A 21702-nucleotide genomic window follows, 5' to 3' on the forward strand; every position below is an offset into this window, starting at 1 on the left:
CCACACCGAACCGGAAGGCCCTCACCTGTTCAAGATCCCTCAGCCGAGATCTGCCTCACCCGTCCACAACCTCCCCGGACAGAACACCTAGGGCTTGTGCGCGGGTATGACCGCCCGAACCTGACACTTAACGAAAATGCCTCCCATCCGCGCCGTGTGCGCAGGTGGGAGGCATGATCACGGTTGATCTCAGGGGCTGCTACTTCTTCTTGCCCTGGTTCTTGACCGCTTCGATGGCCGCCGCGGCCGCGTCCGGGTCCAGGTACGTGCCGCCCGGCTTCAGCGGCTTGAAGTCGGCGTCCAGTTCGTAGGAGAGCGGGATGCCCGTCGGGATGTTCAGGCCCGCGATGTCGGCGTCGGAGATGCCGTCCAGGTGCTTGACCAGGGCGCGGAGCGAGTTGCCGTGCGCCGCGACCAGGACCGTCTTACCCGTGAGCAGGTCGGGGACGATGCCGTCGAACCAGTACGGGAGCATGCGGACGACGACGTCCTTCAGGCACTCCGTCTGCGGGCGCAGCTCCGGGGGGAGCGTCGCGTAGCGCGGGTCGGAGAACTGCGAGTACTCGGCGTCGCGGTCGAGGGGCGGCGGCGGGGTGTCGTAGGAGCGGCGCCACAGCATGAACTGCTCCTCGCCGAACTCCGCGAGGGTCTGCGCCTTGTCCTTGCCCTGCAGGGCGCCGTAGTGACGCTCGTTCAGGCGCCACGAGCGGTGGACGGGGATCCAAAGGCGGTCGGCGGACTCCAGGGCGAGCTGCGCCGTGCGGATCGCGCGCTTCTGGAGCGAGGTGTGGACCACGTCGGGGAGCAGGCCGGCGTCTTTCAGCAGCTCACCGCCGCGGATCGCCTCCTTCTCGCCCTTCTCGTTCAGGTTGACGTCCACCCAACCGGTGAACAGGTTCTTCGCGTTCCATTCGCTCTCGCCGTGGCGGAGGAGGATCAGCTTGTACGGTGCGTCGGCCATGGGGCCAAGACTAATCGGCCCGCATGGTCCGTGCCGATTGACGGTGGTCGTCAATTCGTTGGCCCTCACCGCTACCCGGGTCGTAAGTTACGCAAACCATCGTCGCTGCTTACAGCCGGTACAGCCGTACAGCCGCGTACAGCCGTTCACATCGTTTCCGGGGGATGCACTCATGTCAGTCGCCGCGCTCAGACGTGCCGCCACGGAGTCGGTCGCCGGACTCCCCCGCGCGTTCTGGTGGCTGTGGACCAGCACCCTGGTGAACCGGCTCGGTGCGTTCGTCTTCACGTTCCTCGCGCTGTACCTGACGGCCCAGCGCGACTTCTCGGCGGCGTACGCCGGTCTCGTCGCGTCGCTGATCGGGTTCGGCGGGGTGATCGCCTCGATGCTCGGCGGCGTGCTCGCGGACCGGCTCGGGCGCCGGCCGACGCTGCTCGGCGCGCAGCTCGCCACCTCCGCGACCGTCGCCGTCCTGGCCTTCGTGCGTGACCCGGTGTGGATCGCCGTCACCGGCTTCGCGCTCGGTCTCGCCTCGAACGCGTCGCGGCCCGCCATCCAGGCGATGATGGCCGACATCGTGCGCCCCGAGGACCGGGTGCGGGCCTTCTCGTTGAACTACTGGGCGATCAACCTGGGTTTCGCCGTCTCGTCCGTGTACGCGGGCTTCCTTGTCGCCCAGAGCTACACGCTCGGCTTCCTCGTCGAGGCCGGTATGACGTTCGCCTGCGCCTGCGTCGTCTTCGTAAAGGTGAAGGAGTCGCGGCCCGAGCGGCCCGTGCCCGTCACCGGCGGCGCGCTGCCGAAGCCGGTCACCATGGGGACCGTGCTGCGCGACCGGCGTTTCATGCTCATGGTCGGGCTGTCGTTCCTCGTCGCGGTCGTGTTCACGCAGAGCTCGGTCGGTCTGCCGATCGTCATGGGCTCGGAGGGGTTCACCAGCGCGGACGTGGGGCTCGTCGCCGCCGTCAACGGCGCGATCATCGTCGCCCTGCAGATCCCGCTGACCCGCTTCATCGAACGCCGGGACCCGGGCCGCCTGCTGACCGTCTCCTCGCTCCTCATCGGTTACGGCTTCGCGCTCACCGCGTTCGCCGGGTCGCTCGCCACGTACGCGCTGACGGTCGTGGTGTGGACGCTGGGCGAGATGGTCAACGCGCCGACCCAGTCCGGCCTCGTCGCCCGCCTCGCCCCCGCCGAGGGCCGCGGCCGCTACCAGGGCGTCTACACGACCTCCTGGTCCGCCGCGGCCCTGGTCGCCCCGCTGGCCGGTGGCTGGGTGCTCGACTCCGCGGGCGCGGGGTGGCTGTGGGCGGGGTGCGCGGTGCTCGGCACGGTGACGGCGGCCGGATACTGGCTGCTGATGCGCGGGCTGCCCGGACGGGAGCCTGCCCTGCCGGTCGTGGCCGCGTCCAAGGCCGCCGGGACTGTGGAGAACGCCCCGGCTTGACTGGATACCCCCGGCTTGACGGGACGCCCCGGCGGGTACGGAACCGTACATGTCCGAAGTCTTCAGGACCGACGAGGCGCCCAGAACCCTGGTGGGCGGTGTCGAAGTCGACGTGCCCAACAGCATTCCCGCGATCCGTGCGGCGCTTCCGCTGCGGCGCCGCACCGAGTTCGACAAGGCCATCAACGCGGCCGGGGTCGGCGAGATCCACGCCGTCATGCGGCACTGGATGCTGGAGGCCGTGCCCGACCCGGAGGCCGACGCGATCCTCGCCCGGCTCGCCCGGGACGAGGCGGAGAGGCGGGGCCCGGCTTGAGCCGTCGCCGCAGGCGCAGTGCCTGCCGTATCGCGTACGCCCCGCCCGCCGACGACACTCTGGCCAAGATGACCGACGGCGAGGCGTTCCGCGCCGAGATGACCCGCACCGTCGGCCACGACCCCTACGGGCACGGCTCCAGCTCGGTGTCCGGCGAGCGCGACCGGCGCGAGGCGACGATCGGCGGGGCGATCGTCCTCTACTACGTCTCGGGGACGGTGCTCACCGTGACCGTCGTGCGGATGGTCGCGCTCGGGTAGCCCGGAACTGCCTTATTCATAGGGCCCGTTGGGCCTCGTACAGGTTCCGCGGGCGTACCGCGTCCGTCGTTCCGTACAGCTCCAGACGGGAGTTGAGCGATCCCGTGAAGTCCGGTACGTCTGTCTGGCCGAACTCGCGGACCGTGTTGACACCGACCGTCGCGCTCCATGGCGCGAGCCCGTCGATCTTCATCAGGCCCGCCCGCTCATTGGTGACCCTGATGTTCCAGTGGGTGAAGCGCGCACCGAACAGGGGCCCTGCGGAGGCGTCGCCGCCGTGCTGCCCGTTGTTGTTCACCGTGATGTCCGTGCGGACGTTCGCGAACGGCATGCCGCGGTGCGAGTCGAACGTGCCCATCTCCATCCGGCCGCGCGACCAGACGTTGCACGAGGAGAGCCCCTCCACGTTGATGCCGTGCAGTTGCGTGCCCGCGGGCACCGCGACCGTGCGCTGCTCGATCGCGAAATCCTCGACCAGGTTGTCGTGCGAGCCCTCGCGGCAGAAGTAGGGGTGGTGCGCGCCGCGCCCACCGACCCTGGTGCGGCGCAGAGTTGAGGCCGACGCGGCGACGAACCCGAAGCCGTTGTCGACGTTCCACACCGTGACGTCGTCGACCCAACAGTCGTACGCGCACTGCAGCGCGACGCCGTTGTAGCCCTTGTCGAGCAGGTGCTGCGACTGCGGAGTCTCGACGGCTTCGAGGGTCAGGCCTTCCACTCCCGCGCCGGTCAGGGCGGTGACGTGAGTGACGAGCCGCGGGTCCCATTCGGGGCGGATGTCGAGGGGCAGCGGGCGCTCGAAGGTGACCCGGTTCCGCTGCACCGAGGCGATGCGCACCGGCCATTCATAGGGGACGTACGAGGTCAGCTTGGTCTTGTCGTCCCAGAAGTAGGCCTCGGGGCCTGGCCCGCCGCCCGCCATGTGCTCCAGGAGCGTGTGGTCGGCGTCGTCGGCGAGGCGCAGCAGGACCAGGTCGCCCTTGCGCAGGCCGGTGGGGTCGGCGACCTCGACGGACCAGGAGCCGCGCTCGGCCGGTTCGACCGTGGTCAGGGTCTGCCACTCGTCGCGTTTGTTGCCGGTCCAGCCCTCGAAGGGCCAGGCCTTCGCCCTGATCGCGTCGGTGAGCGTCCGGAACCGGTTCTCGGGGCAGAGCCAGATCAGGCCGCCCGCCCAGGACCAGGACGATTTGTCGCCGCCGTAGCGGGAGCCGTAGACGCCGATGAGTTCGGTGAGGTTCTTGGTGGCGTACAGCTTGGTGCGGCCGCTGCCCGCGCCCTTGAGCACGACGTCGTCGTACCCGATGTGGATCAGGTCGTCGATGCGGTACGTGCCCGGACGCAGCCGCACCGTGCCCCCGCCGGCCCTTCCGGCAGCGGCGAGGGCACGGTTGATCGCGGGGGCGCTGTCGGTCGTGCCGTCGGCGACCGCGCCGTAGTACTCGGCCCGGAAGACCCGTCCCGGGCGGCCGGAGCGGGGGCGGCCTGTGCGGTGTCCGGCGCGGCCGACGTAGGGGATCTGCGGGTGCGTGAAGGGGTTCTTGGTGAACTCCCGCCAGATCTTGGGGACTTGACCCGTACTCGCGGCCGCGGCTCCCGTTCCGGCGCCGATTCCGGTGACCGCCGCGGCCGTCACCGCGATCGCCCCGCCCAACACACCGCGCCTGCTGAGATCCCGCACCGCTGCCACCCTCCGTCGCCGTTTACATACATGAATGATGTTCACGTGAGTGCCGGGCGCGAGCATGCCACGGAGACCGCGGGCGCGGAAGAGGTCGCGCAGCAGTCAACTGCAGGCGACAAGCAGTCAACTAACGGAGGGGCGGGGCTACGTCGAGCTACTCAGAAGGGCGCTCGATCAGATGCGTGAACGCATCCAGGTTGCGCGTGGATTCGCCGCGGGCGACGCGCCACGCGTGCTCCTTGCGGATCGCGCTCGCGAAACCGAGCTCGAGGAGGGTGTTGAACGCGCCGTCGGCCGCCTCCAGGACCGAGCCGAGCAACCGGTCGAGCGCGTCGGGCGTGACGGCGGCGAGCGGCAGTTTGCCGGTGAGGTAGATGTCGCCGAGCCGGTCGACCGCGTAACTCACGCCGTACAGGCGCAGGTTGCGCTCCAGGAGCCAGCGGTGGACCCCGCCCTCGTTCTCGTCCGGGTGCCGGATCACGAACGCGTTCAGGGACAGGCTGTGCTGCCCCAGGCGCAGCGAGAGCGTCGTGGACAGCTTGCGGGTGCCGGGCAGTGTGACCACGTACGAGCCCGGCTCGGGGCACTCCCACTCCAGCTCGGCGTCCTTGAGGGTCGCTTCGACGATCTCCGCAGCCTTGAAGTCGTCGGACGTGGAGTGGTCAGCCATGGTGCGAGGGTACGCGACGGCGGTATTCCTGCATGGCCGCTGTGTACACGTCGGCCGTCGCCGAGGCCGCCGTGTCCCAGCCGAAGGACTGGGCGTGCCGGGCCGCCGCGGCACCCATGCTGTCCACAAGGTGGGGATGGTCGGCGAACTCCCGCAGCACGCGCGCGTAGTGGGCAGGTTCGTGACTCTCGACAAGGAAGCCGGTCTCCTCGTGCCGTACGGCTACAGGGAGGCCGCCCACGGACGCGGCGAGGACGGGCGTCCCGGCGGCCTGCGCCTCTATGGCGACGAGGCCGAAGGACTCGCTGTAGGACGGCATCACCAGGAGGGACGCGGCGCGGAACCAGTCCGCGAGCTGGTCCTGGCCGACCGGCGGGTGGAAACGGACGACGTCCGCGATGCCGAGCCGGGCGGCGAGCTTCTGCAGGGCGGCGGGCTTGGCGAGGCCGCTGCCGCTGGGGCCGCCGACCACGGGCACGACGATCCGCGCGCGCAGCTCGGGCCGCTCGTCCAGCAGTACGGCGACGGCCCTGAGCAGGATGTCGGGGGCCTTGAGCGGCTGGATGCGGCCGGCGAAGAGGGGGACGAGGGCGTCCTGCGGCAGGCCGAGGCGGGCGCGGGCCGCGGCTCGTCCGTCGCCGGGGCAAAAGCGCTCCAGGTTCACGCCGGGGTGGACGACGGCGACCTTGCCGGGATCGGCCTCGTAGTGGCGGACCAGTTCGTCGGCCTCTTCGGAGGTGTTCGCGATGAGCCGGTCGGCGGCGCTCACGATCTGGGTCTCGCCGATGACGCGGGCGGCGGGCTCGGCGGTGTCGCCCGCGGCCAGTGACGCGTTCTTCACCTTGGCCATGGTGTGCATGGCGTGCACGAGGGGCACGCCCCAGCGCTCGGCGGCCAGCCAGCCGACGTGCCCGGAGAGCCAGTAGTGCGAGTGCACGAGGTCGTAGTAGCCGGGGCGGTGGCCCGCCCACGCCTGCATCACGCCATGGGTGAAGGCGCACAGCTGGGCCGGCAGCTCCTCCTTGGCGAGGCCTTCGTAGGGGCCCGCGTCCACGTGGCGGACCAGGACGCCGGGGGCGAGCTCGACCTCGGGCGGCAGGCCGCCGGTGGTGGCACGCGTGAAGATCTCGACGTCGATGTTGATCGCGGCGAGGCGCTTGGCCAGCTCCACGATGTAGACGTTCATGCCGCCCGCGTCGCCCGTCCCGGGCTGGTGCAGCGGTGAGGTGTGCACGCTGAGCATGGCGATCCGGCGGGGGCGCCGGGCACCGCCGGGAAACCGCAGCCGGGCGGGCGGAGCCCCGGGACGGCGGAACCTGGTCACGTACTGGCTCACGTGGCGGGCCCTCCTAGGTGGGGCGTTCAAGCGGCTTCAAGCGGTACAGCGGGCACGGCTCGGAGAGGGCGGTCGCCCCACTCCAAGGGCGGCAACGCCGGAGCACGCTGCTCCATTTCCAGTTTGCCGAATCATTACCGTTCGGGCCTCAACCAAAGTCACCCCTCGCGCAGCGCATACCCTCGTGACCATGAGCCCGCGTCCCCCCTCCCGCCCCGTGGGAACAGTGACGCGGGGTACCACCAACCCCAATCGCCTCCGCCGCATGGACCGCTGGATCGCGGCCGCGCACGGGGCCGCGCTGCGCCGCGCCGACGACCCGGTGGCGGTCGATCTCGGTTACGGGGCGGCGCCCTGGACCGCCGTGGAGCTGCTCACCCGGTTGCGTGAAACCGCGCCCCGCGCGCGCGTGGTCGGCATCGAGATCGAACCGGCGCGGGTCGCGGCCGCGAAGCCGTACGAGAGGGAAGGCCTCACCTTCCGGCACGGCGGCTTCGAGCTGCCCCTGGCGGCGCCGCCCCTGCTGATCCGCGCCGCGAACGTGCTGCGCCAGTACGACGAGGAGCAGGTCGCCGGGGTCTGGGAGCGGCTGTGCGGGCGGCTCGCCCCTGGCGGCCTCCTGGTCGAGGGCACCTGCGACGAGATCGGCCGGCGGCACGTGTGGGTGGCGCTCGATCCGCAGGGGCCGCGCACGGTGACCTTCGCGACGCGCCTCGGCTCCCTGCGCACCCCCTCCGACCTGGCCGAGCGGCTGCCCAAGGCGCTGATCCACCGCAACGTCCCGGGCGAGCCGGTGCACGCCTTCCTACGGGACTTCGACCGGGCCTGGGCGGCGGCCGCGCCCTACGCCTCGTACGGGGCACGGCAGCGCTGGATCCGTACGGCGCGGGCCCTGTCGGGCGACTGGCCGGTGGTGGACGGGCCCGCCAGGTGGCGACAGGGTGAACTGACCGTGACCTGGGGAGCTTTGGCGCCGCGGGCGTAGTTCACCGACTGGACGGCTGCCGCTCGTCGCCGGACGGGAACGATCACCGCGCGCCGTTCGTCACACCGTGCGGGGTCTGTCGTATTCCGCGCTCGCATGGCACCATCCCCGGAGCGCACGCATGTTACTGACGGTAAATCAGATGTGACTCGGCTGTGGGGCGGGGCGGATGAGCAAGCGGAGCACGACGACGATGGCGGCTGTGGCACTGGTGTGTGCCGTGACCGTACTGACGGCACCAGGAGCGGCCTTCGCGGCCCCTTCGCCCACGCCGTCCCCATCGGGCTCACCTTCGAGAAACCCTTCGGGCACCTCATCGAGCACCCCCTCAAGCGCCCTGAAGAACGCGGATCTTGAGGCCGTGCGCAAGAAGATCGACAAGCTGTACCACGACGCGGCGGTCGCCACCGATGAGTACAACGCGGCGGAGGAGAAGGCCGACAAGCAGTCCGTCGAGATCGTGAAGCTGGCCCAGAAGATCGCGGCGGGCCAGAAGAAGCTGGACCGCCTGGAGAGCAGCGCGGGCGCGGCGGCCCGCGAGCAGTACCGCACGGGCGGTATCCCTCGCGAGGCGCAGTTCATGCTCTCCGGCGACCCGCAGCAGTTCCTCGACAACGCGGGCCGGGCGTACCAGGGCCAGCAGGCCACGAAGAACCTCCTCTCCGAGCTGACGCGGACGCAGAAGGATCTGGCGGGATACGCCGAGGACGCCTCCGCCAAGTGGAAGGACCTGGAGGAGGGCCGCAAAAAGAAGGCCGCCTCGAAGAAGAAGGTCGAAAAGCAGATCAAGGAAGCGCAGGCGCTGGAGGGCAAGCTCGAGAAGAAGGAGCGCGAGCGGCTGAAGAAGCTGGAGGAGGACGCCGAGCGGAAAGCGCAGACGGCCTGGCTCTCCTCGGGCGTCCTCAAGGAGATCGACGGCAAGGCGTCGAAGGCCGGCAAGGAAGCCGTGCAGTTCGCCACCGCGCAGATGGGCAAGCCGTACGTCTGGGGCGCCGAGGGCCCGAAGTCGTACGACTGCTCGGGGCTGACCTCACAGGCGTGGGCGGCGGCGGGCACGCTGATCCCGCGGACATCGCAGGAGCAGTGGAAGCAGCTCAAGCACGTCGACATCGAGGACATGCGCCCCGGCGACCTGATCATCTACTTCGACGACGCCAGCCACGTCGGGATGTACATCGGCGACGGGGCGATCATCCACGCGCCCCGCCCGGGGCGGACCGTGACGATGGCGGGCGCCGGCTCGATGGCGATACTCGGGGTCGTACGCCCCGACGCGTAGGCCGTCCCGGCCGCCACCAGGCGCCCCCGGCGTGCCACCCGGATGTCCGTGATCGCCCCCCGGCCACCACCCGGACAACCCTGGCCGCCACCCGGGCGCTCCCGGCCGCCACCCGGACAACCCTGGCCGCCACCCGGGCGCTCCCGGCCACCGCTCGGACAACCCTGGCCGTCACCCGGGTGTCCCCAGCCGCCACGGAAATGTCCCTGCCCGTCACCCGGCGGCCCTGCCCCGTCACCCGGCGGCCCCGGCCGTCACCCGGACGCCCCTGACCGCCAACCGGGCACCCCGGCCACCGCCCGGATACCCATGACCGCCACCCAGCCGCCCCCAGCCACCGCCCGGACACCCCTGGCCGCCCCCCGGGCGCCCCCGGCCGCATCCCCGCCTCCCTGGCCGCATCCCGGGTGCCGCCGGAGCGCCCCCGCGCGGCCTCCGCGTGGATGAAGGGCCCGCGCACGGCGGTGACCTGGGGCACGTGACCCACCGCACTCGCGCCGTCGCGGTTCCGGCGGGTCGGCGTGATGTTCGTCATCCCCTTCGAACCCGCCCACCGCCGGGACCTGCTCAATTCCGGTACCGCTCGCGGCATATGACGCTGGCTGTTCGCCCTTCACCATTCCGTTGAAGCGCCGGGTACCGCTAAGGTCCCCGTCTGGTGGGCGACGACCTTCGTCCCACCGCGCCCTCGGGGGAGGGAAGGAAACCGAGCGATGCCCGTACCCGTACCGCGGCAGAGAGCGATCCCCGCCGTGGAAGGTGGTCAGGCTCACGCTGCGCCGACTACAGCGACCACGCAGGCCGCGGAGCTGCCCCGGCAGAAGACCGCCCACGACACACCGGCCCCGGGGCCGGCCGTGCCCACACCCACGTCCGCGTCCCCGGCCACGACCACACTGACGCTCCTGGTGATCGAGGACGACCCGGCCGGGTCCCTCAGCATCCCGGAGATGCCCGACGCCGCGGGCCGGCCGATCCGGGTGCGCACCGCCCGCAACCTCACCGAGGCCGAGCGGCTGCTCACCCATGACGTCAACTGCGTCCTGCTCGACCTCGCGCTGCCCGGCGCGAAGGCCGACGCGGACGCCGACACCGACGCGCTGGAGACACTCCGTCGCGTGCTGCGCCTCGCGCCCCGGCACGCCGTGCTCGCCCTGACCACGTCGGGCGACGCCGAGCGCGCCGCCGAGGCGGTCCGCGTGGGCGCCCAGGACTATCTGTTCCGCGACGAGCTGGACGCGCGCCTGCTCGGCCGGGCCGTCCGCTACGCCGTGGAGCGCAAGCGGGCCGACATCGCCCAGCGCAAGCTCACCGAGTCCCGCATGCGCGCGCAGGAGAACGCCCGCCTGGAGCGCGGCCTGCTGCCGACCCCGCTGCTCGAAGGATCGCCGCTGCGCTTCGCGGCGCGCTACCGGCCCGGCCGCTCCCGCGCGCTGCTCGGCGGCGACTTCTACGACACGGTGCGCACGTCCGACGGCACGGTCCACGCGATGATCGGCGACGTCTGCGGGCACGGCCCCGACGAGGCGGCACTCGGCGTCGAACTGCGCATCGCCTGGCGGGCGTTGACGTTCGCGGGCCTGTGCGGCGACGAGCTGCTCTCCACGCTCCAGCAGGTCCTGGAGCACGAGCGGGAGAGCGACGAGATCTTCGCGACCCTGTGCACGGTGGACATATCGCCGGACGGCCGCCGTGCCGGCCTCTGCCTGGCGGGCCACCCGTCCCCGCTGATCGCGAGCCCGGGCCGCCCGGCCTCGCTGCTCCCGTACGAGAACAGCGGTCCGGCCCTCGGACTGCTGCCGAAGGCCCGCTGGCCGCGTATGCAGGTGGAGTTGGGGGCGTCCTGGAGCCTCATGCTCTACACGGACGGCCTCATCGAGGGCCGGATCGGCGAGGGCAACCAGCGTCTCGGCCAGGAGGGCATGGTGGAGCTGATCCGGCGCAGGCGCGCCGACGGTCTCGGCGGCGAGGAGCTCCTGGAAGCGGCCATGAACGAGGTCCGCGACCTCAACGGCGGCGACCTGACGGACGACGTGGCGGTACTGCTGCTCGACCGCTGACGGTCCGGGGCCCGCACCCGGGCCCGACATCTACCGTCGCCGGGCCGGGAGCTCAGCGCCCGCCGTTGTACGGGCCGTACGGCCCGTCGCTGCTGGAACCGCGTCCCTTGCGGCCCCCGCCACCGGTGATCTGCCGGACGGCGGGCCGCACGTCCACCATGTACACGATGGTCGCGACGAGCCCGATGATCGGCAGGAACGACAGGATCGGGAACAGCAGGTTCGCGGCGAACGCGAGCCCGAGGATGATCAGCCAGAACGGCTTGGTCTTCTTGTCCGCCGCTCGGTAGGCGTCCTCACGGCGGATGGCGGCGTCGATGAACGCGAAGCCGCTGAAGACGACCAGCGCAAGGCTCAGCAGCGACATCACATTGGCGAACCCCTGCATCAACACAACGCCACCACCAAATTCGTCTTCCTGGACAGTCCTACGAGACTGCGGCCACCGTACCCGCACAACGAGCCGGGCACGCGCTGCGTGCCCGGCTCGTGACGCACCCCGTTACTTGATGGGCGGCGTCGGGTCCGTGCTGTTCTTGGCGGTGGTCGTCTTCTTGACCGGCGCCTTCTTGGCGGCGGGCTTCTTCGCGGGCGCGTCCTTCGAGGCGGAGGCGGGGGCCTCCGGCTGGGGCTTGGGCTCCGGGTCCGGCTCGACGGCGACGGCGATCTCGTTGATCTCCTCGGCCGCCTCGCCGCGCCACGCCTTCACGGTCTCCTCGCCGTGCTCGGCGACCTTCTCGTACGCCTCACGCGCCTTGACGGCGGCTTCGGCCGCGAGGCCGACACCGCGCAGGGCGAGGCCCTGGGCGCTCTCGCCGAACTTCTTCAGGTCGGTGTCGAGACCGGCGACGAACTCGGTCACCTTCGCGCTGACGGTCGCCTGGGCCTCCTTGGCCGCGGCCGCCGCCTTGTCCTGCACTTCCTTGGGGTCGGTGTTGCGCACGGCGTCGAAACGCGCGGGCGCCTCGGCGCGCAGCTGCTCGACCAGACCGGGCACCTTCTTGGCCTGCTGGTACGCCAAGTCGGCGGTACCCGCGGCGAAGTAGAGCGGGGTCGGGTCGGAGAAGGTCTTGCGCAGGTCGTCCTTGATGGCCATGGCGTGGTCCTCCCGGATCACATCTACTACTTGCTCGAGGGCTCGGCATCGCCGTCGGTACCGTCACCGTCACCGTCGCCGGTACTGGTGCTGGTACTGGTCCCGTTCTCGTGCCTGAATGACTCGTAGATCTGCAACAGGACTTGCTTCTGGCGCTCGTTGAGGGAGGGGTCGGCGAGGATCACCGCACGCGTCTCCACCTCGTCCCGCTCCCGCTCCGCGTCGAGGATGCCCGCGCGCACGTACAGCGTCTCGGCGGAGATCCGCAGCGCCTTGGCGACCTGCTGCAGCACCTCCGCGCTCGGCTTGCGCAGCCCGCGCTCGATCTGGCTCAGATACGGGTTGGACACCCCGGCGGCATCGGCGAGCTGACGGAGCGACAGCTGCGCGGTGCGCCGCTGCTCGCGCAGGTACTCGCCGAGACTTCCGACGTTGAGCGATGCCATGCGTCGATACTGCCGCACCCTTGCTAACTATTGCAAGCGGCTGCTTGCAAAAGTGTTCCAAGCCACTGCTCACCCCGCGACGCGCACGGCCCGCGACGGCGGCTTCGGCTCGACGAACCGGTCCGGCGGATCCGCCACGCGACGGGCCACGGCCGCACGGTCGTGACGGACGCGCCCGGCAATTCACTCGGTAGCCCGCTTGCCGCCCTGTCCTGCCACGCGTCGCCCACCGGCGCAGCATGAAAGCGCGAGCATGAAAGCGCGAGCATGAAAGCGCAAGCATGAGCGCAGCCGACTTCGAGGCCTCCAAGGAGACGTACGGCCATGAGCACCGACCCCACCGGCCCGGTTGACCCGCCCCACCCGGTCGACCCCGCTGACACCGCCGGCTCCACCGGACTCACCGGACCCACCGGACCCACCGGACCCACCGAGCCCTCCGACACCACTCCCCGACCGGTCGCCGCCTGGACGGAGGCCGAACTCGACGCGATCGGCTCGGCCGAGGAGCTGGAGATCGCCTCGCTGCACTCCGACGGGGCCACCCTCGGCAGCAGCCGCACGATCTGGGTGGTCCGCGAGGGCGACGACCTCTATGTCCGCTCCGTCAACGGCCCCGGCTCCGACTGGTACCGCGCGAGCCGCGTCCGCGAGGCCGGCCGGGTCTCGGCGGGCGGCGTCACCCGCGAGGTCACCTTCCAGACCGTCGCCGATCCGGGCCTGAACGACGCGATCGACGCGGCGTACCACCGCAAGTACAGCGCTTACGCCGCCCGCGTCCTGGCCCACATCACCAGCGACTCGGCCGCCTCCACGACGATCCGGTTGCTGCCCCACTGACCCGGTCGAGTCGACGAGGACTCCACGACGGGTTGACCTTCACCTTGGGGAAAGCCACAGGCTCAGGGGGCCGGGCGACCCGCCCGGCACGAGGAGGAGGGGAGGAGGCGTCATGGGGCTGCTGACCATCGGGGCGTTCGCACGGGCATCCCGGCTGTCGCCGAAAGCGCTGCGGCTCTACGACGAACTCGGGCTGCTGCCCCCCGCCCGCGTCGACCCCGCGACCGGCTACCGGATGTACGCCCCGGAACAGCTGGAACAGGCCCGCCTGGTGGCCTGGCTGCGCCGCCTGGGGATGCCGCTCGCCCGGATCCGGCAGGTCTGCGCGATGCCGTCGGACGCGGCGTCCCAGGAGGTCCGCGCGTTCTGGGCGGAGGTCGAGGCCGACACCGCCGCGCGGCGCGACCTGGCCGCCTTCCTCGTCGACCACCTGTCCCTGTCCTCGTCCCCTTTTTCGTCCTCGTCCCTGCACCGGAAGGACTCCGCCATGACGTCGAACGTCGTATCCCTGGGCCTGCGCTACGCCGCTCTCTCCGACCGGGGGCTGGTCCGCGAGAGCAACCAGGACAGCGTGTACGCCGGGCCCCATCTGCTCGCCGTCGCCGACGGGTTCGGCCCCACGGGGGCTCCCGCGAGCGCGGCTGCTGTCGACGCCCTCACCCACCTCGACACGGCCGACATTTCGGCGGGCGACCTCATCGGCGCGCTTGAGGACGCCGTGGAACGGGCTGGGCGCGCCGTCGCCGGAACAGGCGACGCCACGCGAGCACCAGCGGGCGCGGACGCAGAAGCAGAAGCAGATGGGGAAGCGGATGCGGATGCCGGAGCCGAAGCCGAAGCCGCCGGTACGACGCTGACCGCGATACTCAGGGCCGGTTCGGGGTCCCGGCTCGCCCTCGTCCACATCGGGGACACCAGTGTCCGCCTCCTGCGCGACGGCGACCTGTTCCAGATCACCCACGACCACACGATGGTGCAGTCGATGGTCGACGAGGGCCGGCTGACCCCCGAGGAGGCGGCCTCCCACCCCCAGCGGTCCCTCCTGGTCCGCGCCCTGGGCCGGCCTGCCGACGCCACTCCCGACCTGCGCCTGCACGACGCCCGCGCGGGGGACCGCTATCTGCTCTGCTCCGACGGCCTGTCGTCCGTCGTGCCGGCGGACGAGATCCACCGGGTGCTCGCGGGGACCGCCGCCGAGCCCGATCGGGCGGCCCGCGAACTCGTCGCCCTCGCCAACGAGTCGGGCGGCCCGGACAACATCAGCTGTGTGGTGGCCGACGTCGTGGAGCTCGGGCGGCCGTAGGGCCCTACGACATCGGGCGGGGCTCCTCATCCGGGACGACGCGCCGCACCCCTCCCCCGGCCCGAGGAGCCTCCCCGGCCCGCCCCGCCGTCACGCACGCCCATGCGACCGGCAGCAGCAACAACGCGAACGCGGCGGCGAAGGGCGGGAGTTGGCCGGTCGTGAGCGCCGACAGTGCGCTGAACAGGGCCGAGGCCAGTGCCAGTACGAGCGTCTGGCCGAGGTTCTGCGAGGTCTGCATCGCGCTGCTGGCGTATCCCTGCCGGTCGGCCGGGGCGTGCGTCAGGGACAGCAGGGTCAGGGAGGGCGCCGCCAGGCCCATGCCGACGGCGGCCAGGATCATCGGCGCCACCGCCGTCGCCGCGGGCACGGCGGGCAGAGTGCAGAGCGCGGCCAGAGCGACCGCCACCGCCATCACCATCGCGCCGCCGCGCACCATTTGATGGCGCGAGACCCGCCCCTGCAGCCGCCCCTGCAGCCACGACGCCCCCGCCCAGGCGATCGCGGCGCCGGTGAAGGCGAGCCCGGTCACCACCCCGGGCACCCGGCGCGCCGTGGTGAGCATCAGCGGCACGAACGCCTCAAGGGTGAAGTAGGCGCCGGAGGTCAGGGCGCGCAGCAGTACCGTCGCGGGCAGGCCGGGCGCGGCCCGCCCGGTGCGCGGGGGCAGCAGGCGCGGCGCGAACGCCACGAGCAGCGCGATGCCCGCCCCGGTGCACAGCAGGTGCCGTACGTCCCATGCGGTGACGCCGTACTGGGTGAGTGCCGCCGCCACGCTCACCGCCACCGCGGCCGGCAGGGCGGGCCGCGGCGCCGGCGTCTCGGAGACCGCGTCGGCCCGCGGCGCCCGCCCGCGCAGCAGCAGGACCGCCGCCACCGCGGGGATCACGGTCAGCGCCGCGAGGCCGAAGAACACCGTCCGCCAGGACGCCCACCCGGCGACCAGGCCCGAGAGCGGCGGTCCGACCAGCGACGGGACGATCCAGCAGGCGCTCATGAGGGCGAGGGCCCTGGCGCGTACGTGGTCGGGGTAGGACTGGCCGATGGCCGCGTTGACGGAGACCGCGACCAGTCCCGCGGCGATGCCGTCCGTGAACCGCCCGATGGCCAGTTGCCAGATGCCGGTGCTGGTCGCCGAGATGAGCAGCGTGACAACCGTGAGGACGACGCCCGCGGTCAGCGGATGCCGCGCCCCCTTCCGGTCCGCCCAGGACCCGCCGAGCACCCCGCCGAGCAGGCTCGCGGCGACGAACGAGCCCGCCACCAGCGGATAGAGGCCGACCCCGCCGAGGTCGCGCGCGGCCACCGGAAGCAGCGGCATCACGGCCAGCGCGGCGAACCCGGTCAGGAACATCACCGCCGCGAAGCTGGCCGTTGCGGGCAGATACGTACGGGAGAAGAGCCCATCGGAGGACGGACCCGTGGGCGAAGGCGGGGACGGGGACGAGGGTGGGGGCGGGGACGAGGGCGGGGCGGGATCGGGGCGCGTCACGGGGAGCAAAGGTATGCACTGATCGAGGCCGGGTGCCACACCTTTTGCACGGCCCCGGCGCCATGACTCAAGCGGCATGACCCGGGCGGCATGACCCAGGGCTCATGCCCCGGACGGTATGACCCCGGCGGCCGTCAACTCACCGGAGCGCCCACCGACTTGGCGTCGTCCCACACCATCCGCAGCTTCCTCGGCGCCCCGTTCAACCACTCCGGCACCCCACCCGGCGGCGCGACCGGCGCGACCTCGACATCCCGGCCGCCCATCGCCCGGTAGAAGCCCTGCGCGGCCGTGTTCTGCTCCTGCACCCACAGATGGAGGGCCGCCCCGGCCGCCCGCTCGGCGACGACCTCGGCCGCCCGGGTCAGCAGGGTCCGGCCGACTCCTGTGCGCCGCCGGCCCTGGGTGACATGCAGGTTGTCGACGAGGCTGCCCCAGCGGGCGTCGTCGTCGAGGACGACGTGCACGAACCCGACGAGATCGCGCCCCTCTCCCTCCGCGAGGAGGGTGACCCCGTGCGCGGGAACCGTCCCGAGCCGCCGCTCCCACACCTCCCGGCGGTCGGCGACGACATCACCGTCGAGGAACGCGTCGGCGTACGCGCCCCGGTAGTGCCGCCGCCAACTGTCGGCGTGCAGGCGGGCCACGCGCTCGGCGTCGTCGGGCCGGGCGGCGCGCAGAGTCGGGAAACAAGGGGTCATGCGCGGCACCGTAGGGACGAGGGCCCGGCCCGGTCCACCGGATTTTCGGCGCTGCGTCAGAAGGGCCCTATCCCACGTCGAGCACGGTGCCGTACAGGCGTGCCACGTTGATCCTGATGACGACGCGCCGCTCGGCGACCATCTCCGCGAAGAACGCGTCCTCGGCGCCCTCATCGACGAACTCCCGTGCCACGTCGAGGAGTTCGCGTCCCGCCGCGTCGCCGGGCTCGACGCTGGGGCCGACCACCTCGGCCTCCCCCTCGGCGACGGCGAAGGCGAAGTCGTCGCGCCTGACGTGCAGCGCGGCATGCGGGTCGGCGCGGTACTGGCGCGGTTTGAGCCGCCCCTCGGTCGTGGAGATCCGCAGGACGCGCCGGTCCGGGCTCCAGTCGTAGAGGACCGTGGCGAGGTGCGGGTGCCCGGTGCTGCGCACACTGGCCAGGATGCCGAACTTCCCTTCTTCGAGGATCTGTTGGAGTTCGGGCTGGGTGAGGGGGCGGGGCGCGGGACCGGACATCAGGGTTCTCCTTCTATCGATTTCTGTTGGTCTTGTCTTGCGGTCAGGCCGACAGTGCCGGTCCGGGCTTCGTCGGCGCGGGCCGTCGCAGCACCAGCAGCGCGACCACGAACGCCGCTCCGATCAGTGCGGCCCCGACGGCGAACGCCAGCCGGTACCCGTCGGTGAGCGCGACGGCCCGTGAACTCCCGTCGGCCAGCAGCGAATCGGTGCGGGATGCGGCAAGTGTGGACAGGACGGCGACGCCGAGGGCCATGCCGATCTGCTGGGTGGTGTTGAACAGGCCGGAGGCGAGCCCCGCGTCCTCCTCGCCCGCGGCGGACATGCCGAGCCCCGCGAGCGCCGGCAGCACGAGCCCGCCGCCGGAGATCAGCAGCATCACGGGCAGCAGATCGGGCACGTACGACCCCTGCACGGGCACCCGGGCGAGATATCCGAGGGCGGCCGCGAGCAGTACGAGCCCCGCGAGGAGCACCCGCCGCTCCCCGAACCGGGCCACGAGCCGCGCGGACGCCCCGAGCGAGACCGCCCCGATCATGATGGCGGCGGGCAGCATCGCCAGGCCGGTCCCGGCGGCGCCGTAGTGGAGCACCTGCTGCATGTAGAGCGCGGCGAGCACCTGGAAGGCGAACATCGCGGCGAGGGTGAGGACCTGGGTGACGTTGGCACCGGCGACGGTGCGCGAGCGCAGGATGCGCAGGGGCATGAGCGGGGTACGCGCCTTGGCCTGCCGCACGACGAACCCGGCCACCAGGATGAGCGAGCCGCCGATCAGCCCGACCGTGCGGGCCGAACCCGCCCCGTACTCCTCGATCTTGACCACGCCGTAGATGCCGAGCATCAGGCCGCCGGTGATCAGCAGCGCGCCCCACGCGTCGGCCCCGGCGCGCAGTCCGCGTCCACGGTCGGCGGGGAGCACGGGCACCGCGAGGGCGAGGACGGCGGCGCCGATGGGCAGGTTGATGAAGAAGATCCAGTGCCAGTCGAGGGCGTCGGTCAGTACGCCGCCCAGCACCTGCCCGATGGAAGCTCCGGCGGCTCCGGTGAAGCTGAACACCCCGATGGCGCGGGCCCGTTCACGCGGGTCGGCGAAGAGGGTGACGAGGATGCCGAGCCCGACCGCGGCGGCCATGGCGCTGCCGACACCTTGCAGGAAACGGGCGGCGAGCAGCACGCCGGGGCCGGTGGCGAGCCCCGCGAGGAGCGAGGCGGCGGTGAACACGGCGGTGCCCGCGAGGAACATCCGCTTGCGTCCGAGAAGGTCGCCGAGCCGCCCGGCGAGGAGCAACAGGCTGCCGAAGGCGATGAGGTAGGCGTTCACCACCCAACTCAGGCCGGTCGGTGTGAAGTTGAGGTCCTTTTGGACGGCCGGCATGGCGACGGTGACGATGGATCCGTCGAGGATGATCATCAGGGTTCCGGTGGCGATGACACCGAGGGCGAGCCAGCGGGAGCGGACCCGGGGCTCGATAGGTGCGACAGGAGCTACGCGTTCTGCGGGCACGGCGGACACGGTGGTCCTTCCGGGTCGGGCCACCACCCCCACCGGGTGACGACGACAGCATGACCGTAGCAGATAGTTTTGTTGCAGACTATATTTATCGGAACCAGTCGTGGACTACCCTGGACGCCATGACCGCCATGACTCCCGCGCCCACCCGGACCAGGCCCGACCTCTCCTACCTCCTGGACCACACCAGCCACGTGCTGCGGACGCAGATGGCGGCGGCGCTCGCCGAGATCGGGCTGACCGCGCGCATGCACTGCGTGCTCGTGCACGCGCTGGAGGAGGAGCGCACGCAGAACCAGCTGGCCGAGATCGGCGACATGGACAAGACGACGATGGTGGTGACCGTCGACGCCCTGGAGAAGTCGGGCCTCGCCGAGCGCAGGCCGTCCAGCACGGACCGGCGGGCGCGGATCATCGCGGTGACGGAGAAGGGCGCGCGGACGGCGGCGCGCAGCCAGGAGATCGCGGACCGGGTGCATGAGGAGGCGCTGGCCGCGTTCCCCAAGGGCGACCGGGAGACGTTCCTCCGCCTGATGGACCACCTGGCAACGGGCCACCTGGCCACCCCGTCCCCGAGCCCCACCCCGGCACGACGCCCGAGGCAGCGGGGCTAAAGGGTGTTGCACAGGGCCGTGTTCGGGCAGGTCGGAGCCTGTGAAGACGGTTCTTAGGACCTGTCTTCAAACTCCCGTCCGCCGGAGCTACGCGGCAGCGAACGGCAGTGGCCGGCTGTGCACCACGTCCAGCCGTGACACGGCCCGGGTCAGCACGACGTACAACCGCTCCATACCCCGCTCCTCCGCCTCCACGACGGCAGCCGGCTCGACCGCGACGACATGGTCGTACTCGAGCCCCTGGGCGTCACCCGCGCCGAGCACGGTGACCCGGGCCCCGAGCTCCTCGGGCCCGGCCGCCCCCACACCCGCCGCACCCAACGCGTCCCGTACCCGCGCCACGTCCCGCTCGGCGGCGATCACCCCGATCGACCCCTCGTACGCGAGCGCCCGCCGCACCGCCCCGACGGCCCCGTCCACCGCGTCCGGCACCGATTCGACCCGCAACTCCCCGTCGCGGCGCAGGGATCGCGCGGCCGGGACGTCGACTTCGATCCGCTCCAGCACCCGGTTGGCCAGCGCGACGACGGCGGCCGGCACCCGGAACCCGGTCGTCAGCGGCACCACCGGCGCGTTTGGCTTGCCCAGGTGTCCGAGCAGCTCGCGCCAACTCCGCGCCGCCCAGGGCGTGGTGCCCTGCGCCAGGTCACCGAGCACGGTCAGCGAACCGAAGGCCGCGCGCCGCGCGACGGACCGCGCCTGCATCGGCGACAGGTCCTGGGCTTCGTCGACGACGATGTGCCCGTACCCCTCGGGATGGTCGAGCATCCCGGCGATCTCGTCGAGCAGCACGAGGTCGGCCGCGGACCACTTGGCGGACTTGTACGAGCGCGGCGGGCGCCCCCAGAGAACGGCCCGCTGCTCCGCACCGCCCAACAGTCCCTCCGCAGCCGACGCCAACTCCCCTTCAGCCGAGAGCAGTTGACACAGCACCTCTTCGGGCCTGACCCGGGGCCAGACGGCATCCACGTACGCGCTCATCGCCCGCGAACGCCCGATCTTCTGCAGCCAGACGTTGTTCACCGCCACGCCCCGCCGCTCGGCCCGCTCCTGGATGTACCGCACGGCCCGGCTGCGCACGCGCTCCCGCCCGACGGCGTACGGCGGGTTCTCGTCCCGTGCGCTCCCCACGATCCGCCGGAGCTCCGCGACCGGCACCCGCCACCGGTACGAACCGTCCGGCACGGCCAATTCTTCGGTGACCCCGTCCGCCGAGACCCGCGCGTACAGCGCGCGCCGCAGCACGCCGGCCATCCGGACGTCGTGCTTGACGACGGCCGCGGCCTCGTCGTCGTACCCCCGCACCTCGCCGTGCGCGACGAGCTCCTCGACGGTCGACCTGCGCACCCCGCTCTCGCCGAGCGCGGGCAGCACGGCGGAGATGTAGGAGAGGAAGGTCCGGTTGGGTCCGAGGACCAGGAGGCCGGCGCGCTCGATCCGCTGCGGGAACGTATAGAGCAGATACGCCGCCCGGTGCAGGCCGACGGCGGTCTTCCCGGTGCCGGGCGCGCCCTGCACGCACAGCGACGTGGCGAGCCCTTCGCGCACCAGGGCGTCCTGCTCCGGCTGGATGGTGGCGGCGATGTCGCGCATGGGCCCGACACGGGGCCGCTCGATCTCCCCGGCGAGTATCCGGCTGCCGGCCCCGATCCCGGTCCCGATCTCCCCTGAACCCGCCTCCCCGGCTCCGAGCCGTTCGTCCTCCATGCTGGTCAGGTCGGCGGATTCGCCGAGGCTCCCCGGCGCCCAGCCGAACCGCCGCCGGATATCCACACCCTGTGGATCGTCCGCGCCGGCCTGGTAGAAGGCTCGCGAGACCGGCGCCCGCCAGTCGACCACGAGGGGCGGCGCGGCCGGGTGCTCGGTGATCCGCAGCCGGCCTACGTGATAGCTCTGGCCGGCGTGCTCGCCGGACGCCCCGAAGTCGAGCCGGCCGAAGAACAGCGGCGCCTGCGGCAGCTCCCGAAGCCCCTTGGCGCGGCTGCGCAGTTGATACCCGAGCACCTCGGCGTCGGCGCCGGACGCCGAGGCGTTCTCCCCGATGACGACCTGCTCGTCGGCGCCCTCGACCATGACGGCCAGGGCGGCGCGGCAGGCGTCGTGGAAGCGGCGTTCGGCATCGAGGGAGGCGCGACTCATCCACCCAAGATAACGTAGAAAACGTGACCGGGTTACGTTTTTTACTCAG

Annotated in this window: 21 protein-coding genes; 9 read left to right on the plus strand and 12 right to left on the minus strand. The window is 71.8% G+C overall.

The window, feature by feature from the left end:
• Positions 1 to 199: 199 nt before the first annotated feature.
• Entirely contained in the window at positions 200 to 961 is a 762-nt protein-coding gene (locus ACIREE_RS36955) for a phosphoglyceromutase (protein WP_404162571.1), read from the minus strand.
• A 172-nt stretch (positions 962 to 1133) separates the two neighbouring features.
• On the opposite strand from ACIREE_RS36955, the gene ACIREE_RS36960 reads away from it, so the two are divergent.
• The 3 genes from ACIREE_RS36960 to ACIREE_RS36970 all read left to right on the plus strand — a co-directional run bounded on the left by ACIREE_RS36960 (position 1134) and on the right by ACIREE_RS36970 (position 2984).
• A complete protein-coding gene (locus ACIREE_RS36960; RefSeq protein WP_404162574.1) occupies positions 1134 to 2408 on the plus strand; it encodes an MDR family MFS transporter in 1275 nt (424 codons plus the stop codon).
• 49 nt (positions 2409 to 2457) lie between these two features.
• Entirely contained in the window at positions 2458 to 2724 is a 267-nt protein-coding gene (locus ACIREE_RS36965) for a hypothetical protein (protein ID WP_363192948.1), read from the plus strand.
• Between the two features lie 68 nt (positions 2725 to 2792).
• Positions 2793 to 2984: a hypothetical protein gene (locus tag ACIREE_RS36970; protein ID WP_404162806.1), complete on the plus strand. Its 192-nt coding sequence runs from the start codon at positions 2793 to 2795 to the stop codon at positions 2982 to 2984.
• Between the two features lie 16 nt (positions 2985 to 3000).
• On the opposite strand, the gene ACIREE_RS36975 is transcribed toward ACIREE_RS36970, so the two are convergent.
• From ACIREE_RS36975 to mshA, 3 genes are all read right to left on the minus strand, one after another.
• A complete protein-coding gene (locus ACIREE_RS36975; RefSeq protein ID WP_404162577.1) occupies positions 3001 to 4728 on the minus strand; it encodes a glycosyl hydrolase family 28-related protein in 1728 nt (575 codons plus the stop codon).
• A gap of 91 nt (positions 4729 to 4819) precedes the next feature.
• Positions 4820 to 5335 carry a YbjN domain-containing protein gene (locus tag ACIREE_RS36980; protein ID WP_404162580.1) on the minus strand — a complete coding sequence of 172 codons (516 nt, stop codon included), beginning with the start codon at positions 5333 to 5335 and terminating at the stop codon, positions 4820 to 4822.
• Positions 5328 to 6671 (minus strand): D-inositol-3-phosphate glycosyltransferase, encoded by a 1344-nt coding sequence (gene mshA, locus ACIREE_RS36985; RefSeq protein WP_404162583.1) that lies wholly within the window; start codon positions 6669 to 6671, stop codon positions 5328 to 5330. The genes ACIREE_RS36980 and mshA overlap by 8 nt, the downstream gene beginning before the upstream one ends.
• A gap of 190 nt (positions 6672 to 6861) precedes the next feature.
• Here mshA and ACIREE_RS36990 point away from each other — a divergent pair, with 190 nt between their 5' ends.
• The 3 genes from ACIREE_RS36990 (at position 6862) to ACIREE_RS37000 (ending at position 10995) form a co-directional block, all read left to right on the plus strand.
• Positions 6862 to 7656: a class I SAM-dependent methyltransferase gene (locus tag ACIREE_RS36990; RefSeq protein ID WP_404162585.1), complete on the plus strand. Its 795-nt coding sequence runs from the start codon at positions 6862 to 6864 to the stop codon at positions 7654 to 7656.
• Between the two features lie 169 nt (positions 7657 to 7825).
• Complete coding sequence (locus tag ACIREE_RS36995) at positions 7826 to 8935, plus strand: NlpC/P60 family protein (RefSeq protein WP_404162588.1); 1110 nt, start codon at positions 7826 to 7828, stop codon at positions 8933 to 8935.
• A gap of 713 nt (positions 8936 to 9648) precedes the next feature.
• Positions 9649 to 10995, plus strand: a complete 1347-nt coding sequence (locus ACIREE_RS37000) for a PP2C family protein-serine/threonine phosphatase (protein ID WP_404162591.1) — start codon at positions 9649 to 9651, stop codon at positions 10993 to 10995.
• 52 nt (positions 10996 to 11047) lie between these two features.
• On the opposite strand, the gene ACIREE_RS37005 is transcribed toward ACIREE_RS37000, so the two are convergent.
• The 3 genes from ACIREE_RS37005 to ACIREE_RS37015 form a co-directional block, all read right to left on the minus strand.
• Positions 11048 to 11383, minus strand: coding sequence for a DUF2516 family protein (locus ACIREE_RS37005; protein WP_404162809.1), 336 nt, complete (start codon positions 11381 to 11383; stop codon positions 11048 to 11050).
• Between the two features lie 114 nt (positions 11384 to 11497).
• The gene (locus ACIREE_RS37010) at positions 11498 to 12091 is read right to left on the minus strand and encodes a hypothetical protein (RefSeq protein WP_404162594.1); all 594 of its coding nucleotides are present in this window, start codon (positions 12089 to 12091) and stop codon (positions 11498 to 11500) included.
• A 26-nt stretch (positions 12092 to 12117) separates the two neighbouring features.
• On the minus strand, positions 12118 to 12537 hold the full coding sequence (locus ACIREE_RS37015; protein WP_404162596.1) for a helix-turn-helix domain-containing protein: 420 nt from the start codon (positions 12535 to 12537) through the stop codon (positions 12118 to 12120).
• Between the two features lie 324 nt (positions 12538 to 12861).
• Between ACIREE_RS37015 and ACIREE_RS37020 the strand changes: the two genes are divergently transcribed.
• Positions 12862 to 13377: a DUF2255 family protein gene (locus tag ACIREE_RS37020; protein ID WP_404162599.1), complete on the plus strand. Its 516-nt coding sequence runs from the start codon at positions 12862 to 12864 to the stop codon at positions 13375 to 13377.
• 112 nt (positions 13378 to 13489) lie between these two features.
• Positions 13490 to 14680: a MerR family transcriptional regulator gene (locus tag ACIREE_RS37025; protein ID WP_404162602.1), complete on the plus strand. Its 1191-nt coding sequence runs from the start codon at positions 13490 to 13492 to the stop codon at positions 14678 to 14680.
• 4 nt (positions 14681 to 14684) lie between these two features.
• On the opposite strand, the gene ACIREE_RS37030 is transcribed toward ACIREE_RS37025, so the two are convergent.
• The 4 genes from ACIREE_RS37030 to ACIREE_RS37045 all read right to left on the minus strand — a co-directional run bounded on the left by ACIREE_RS37030 (position 14685) and on the right by ACIREE_RS37045 (position 18903).
• Positions 14685 to 16034: an MFS transporter gene (locus ACIREE_RS37030; protein ID WP_404162811.1), complete on the minus strand. Its 1350-nt coding sequence runs from the start codon at positions 16032 to 16034 to the stop codon at positions 14685 to 14687.
• 272 nt (positions 16035 to 16306) lie between these two features.
• Positions 16307 to 16873, minus strand: coding sequence for a GNAT family N-acetyltransferase (locus tag ACIREE_RS37035; RefSeq protein ID WP_404162605.1), 567 nt, complete (start codon positions 16871 to 16873; stop codon positions 16307 to 16309).
• A gap of 67 nt (positions 16874 to 16940) precedes the next feature.
• Entirely contained in the window at positions 16941 to 17390 is a 450-nt protein-coding gene (locus ACIREE_RS37040; protein WP_404162608.1) for a TIGR03618 family F420-dependent PPOX class oxidoreductase, read from the minus strand.
• 43 nt (positions 17391 to 17433) lie between these two features.
• Entirely contained in the window at positions 17434 to 18903 is a 1470-nt protein-coding gene (locus ACIREE_RS37045) for an MFS transporter (protein WP_404162611.1), read from the minus strand.
• A gap of 119 nt (positions 18904 to 19022) precedes the next feature.
• On the opposite strand from ACIREE_RS37045, the gene ACIREE_RS37050 reads away from it, so the two are divergent.
• Complete coding sequence (locus ACIREE_RS37050) at positions 19023 to 19514, plus strand: MarR family winged helix-turn-helix transcriptional regulator (protein WP_404162614.1); 492 nt, start codon at positions 19023 to 19025, stop codon at positions 19512 to 19514.
• Positions 19515 to 19601: 87 nt separating this feature from the next.
• On the opposite strand, the gene ACIREE_RS37055 is transcribed toward ACIREE_RS37050, so the two are convergent.
• A complete protein-coding gene (locus ACIREE_RS37055) occupies positions 19602 to 21653 on the minus strand; it encodes a HelD family protein (RefSeq protein ID WP_404162616.1) in 2052 nt (683 codons plus the stop codon).
• Between the last annotated feature and the right edge of the window lie 49 nt (positions 21654 to 21702).

It is taken from the genome of Streptomyces sp. NPDC102467 (assembly GCF_044765445.1).
Classification (GTDB): domain Bacteria; phylum Actinomycetota; class Actinomycetes; order Streptomycetales; family Streptomycetaceae; genus Streptomyces.

Coding starts and splice junctions, on each gene's coding strand:
- ACIREE_RS36955 (WP_404162571.1), bottom strand. CDS start 961: ATGGCCGACGCACCGTACAAGCTGATCCTCCTCCGCCACGGCGAGAGC.
- ACIREE_RS36960 (WP_404162574.1), top strand. CDS start 1,134: ATGTCAGTCGCCGCGCTCAGACGTGCCGCCACGGAGTCGGTCGCCGGA.
- ACIREE_RS36965 (WP_363192948.1), top strand. CDS start 2,458: ATGTCCGAAGTCTTCAGGACCGACGAGGCGCCCAGAACCCTGGTGGGC.
- ACIREE_RS36970 (WP_404162806.1), top strand. CDS start 2,793: ATGACCGACGGCGAGGCGTTCCGCGCCGAGATGACCCGCACCGTCGGC.
- ACIREE_RS36975 (WP_404162577.1), bottom strand. CDS start 4,728: ATGCTCGCGCCCGGCACTCACGTGAACATCATTCATGTATGTAAACGG.
- ACIREE_RS36980 (WP_404162580.1), bottom strand. CDS start 5,335: ATGGCTGACCACTCCACGTCCGACGACTTCAAGGCTGCGGAGATCGTC.
- ACIREE_RS36990 (WP_404162585.1), top strand. CDS start 6,862: ATGAGCCCGCGTCCCCCCTCCCGCCCCGTGGGAACAGTGACGCGGGGT.
- ACIREE_RS36995 (WP_404162588.1), top strand. CDS start 7,826: ATGAGCAAGCGGAGCACGACGACGATGGCGGCTGTGGCACTGGTGTGT.
- ACIREE_RS37000 (WP_404162591.1), top strand. CDS start 9,649: ATGCCCGTACCCGTACCGCGGCAGAGAGCGATCCCCGCCGTGGAAGGT.
- ACIREE_RS37005 (WP_404162809.1), bottom strand. CDS start 11,383: ATGCAGGGGTTCGCCAATGTGATGTCGCTGCTGAGCCTTGCGCTGGTC.
- ACIREE_RS37010 (WP_404162594.1), bottom strand. CDS start 12,091: ATGGCCATCAAGGACGACCTGCGCAAGACCTTCTCCGACCCGACCCCG.
- ACIREE_RS37015 (WP_404162596.1), bottom strand. CDS start 12,537: ATGGCATCGCTCAACGTCGGAAGTCTCGGCGAGTACCTGCGCGAGCAG.
- ACIREE_RS37020 (WP_404162599.1), top strand. CDS start 12,862: ATGAGCACCGACCCCACCGGCCCGGTTGACCCGCCCCACCCGGTCGAC.
- ACIREE_RS37025 (WP_404162602.1), top strand. CDS start 13,490: ATGGGGCTGCTGACCATCGGGGCGTTCGCACGGGCATCCCGGCTGTCG.
- ACIREE_RS37030 (WP_404162811.1), bottom strand. CDS start 16,034: ATGTTCCTGACCGGGTTCGCCGCGCTGGCCGTGATGCCGCTGCTTCCG.
- ACIREE_RS37035 (WP_404162605.1), bottom strand. CDS start 16,873: ATGACCCCTTGTTTCCCGACTCTGCGCGCCGCCCGGCCCGACGACGCC.
- ACIREE_RS37040 (WP_404162608.1), bottom strand. CDS start 17,390: ATGTCCGGTCCCGCGCCCCGCCCCCTCACCCAGCCCGAACTCCAACAG.
- ACIREE_RS37050 (WP_404162614.1), top strand. CDS start 19,023: ATGACCGCCATGACTCCCGCGCCCACCCGGACCAGGCCCGACCTCTCC.
- ACIREE_RS37055 (WP_404162616.1), bottom strand. CDS start 21,653: ATGAGTCGCGCCTCCCTCGATGCCGAACGCCGCTTCCACGACGCCTGC.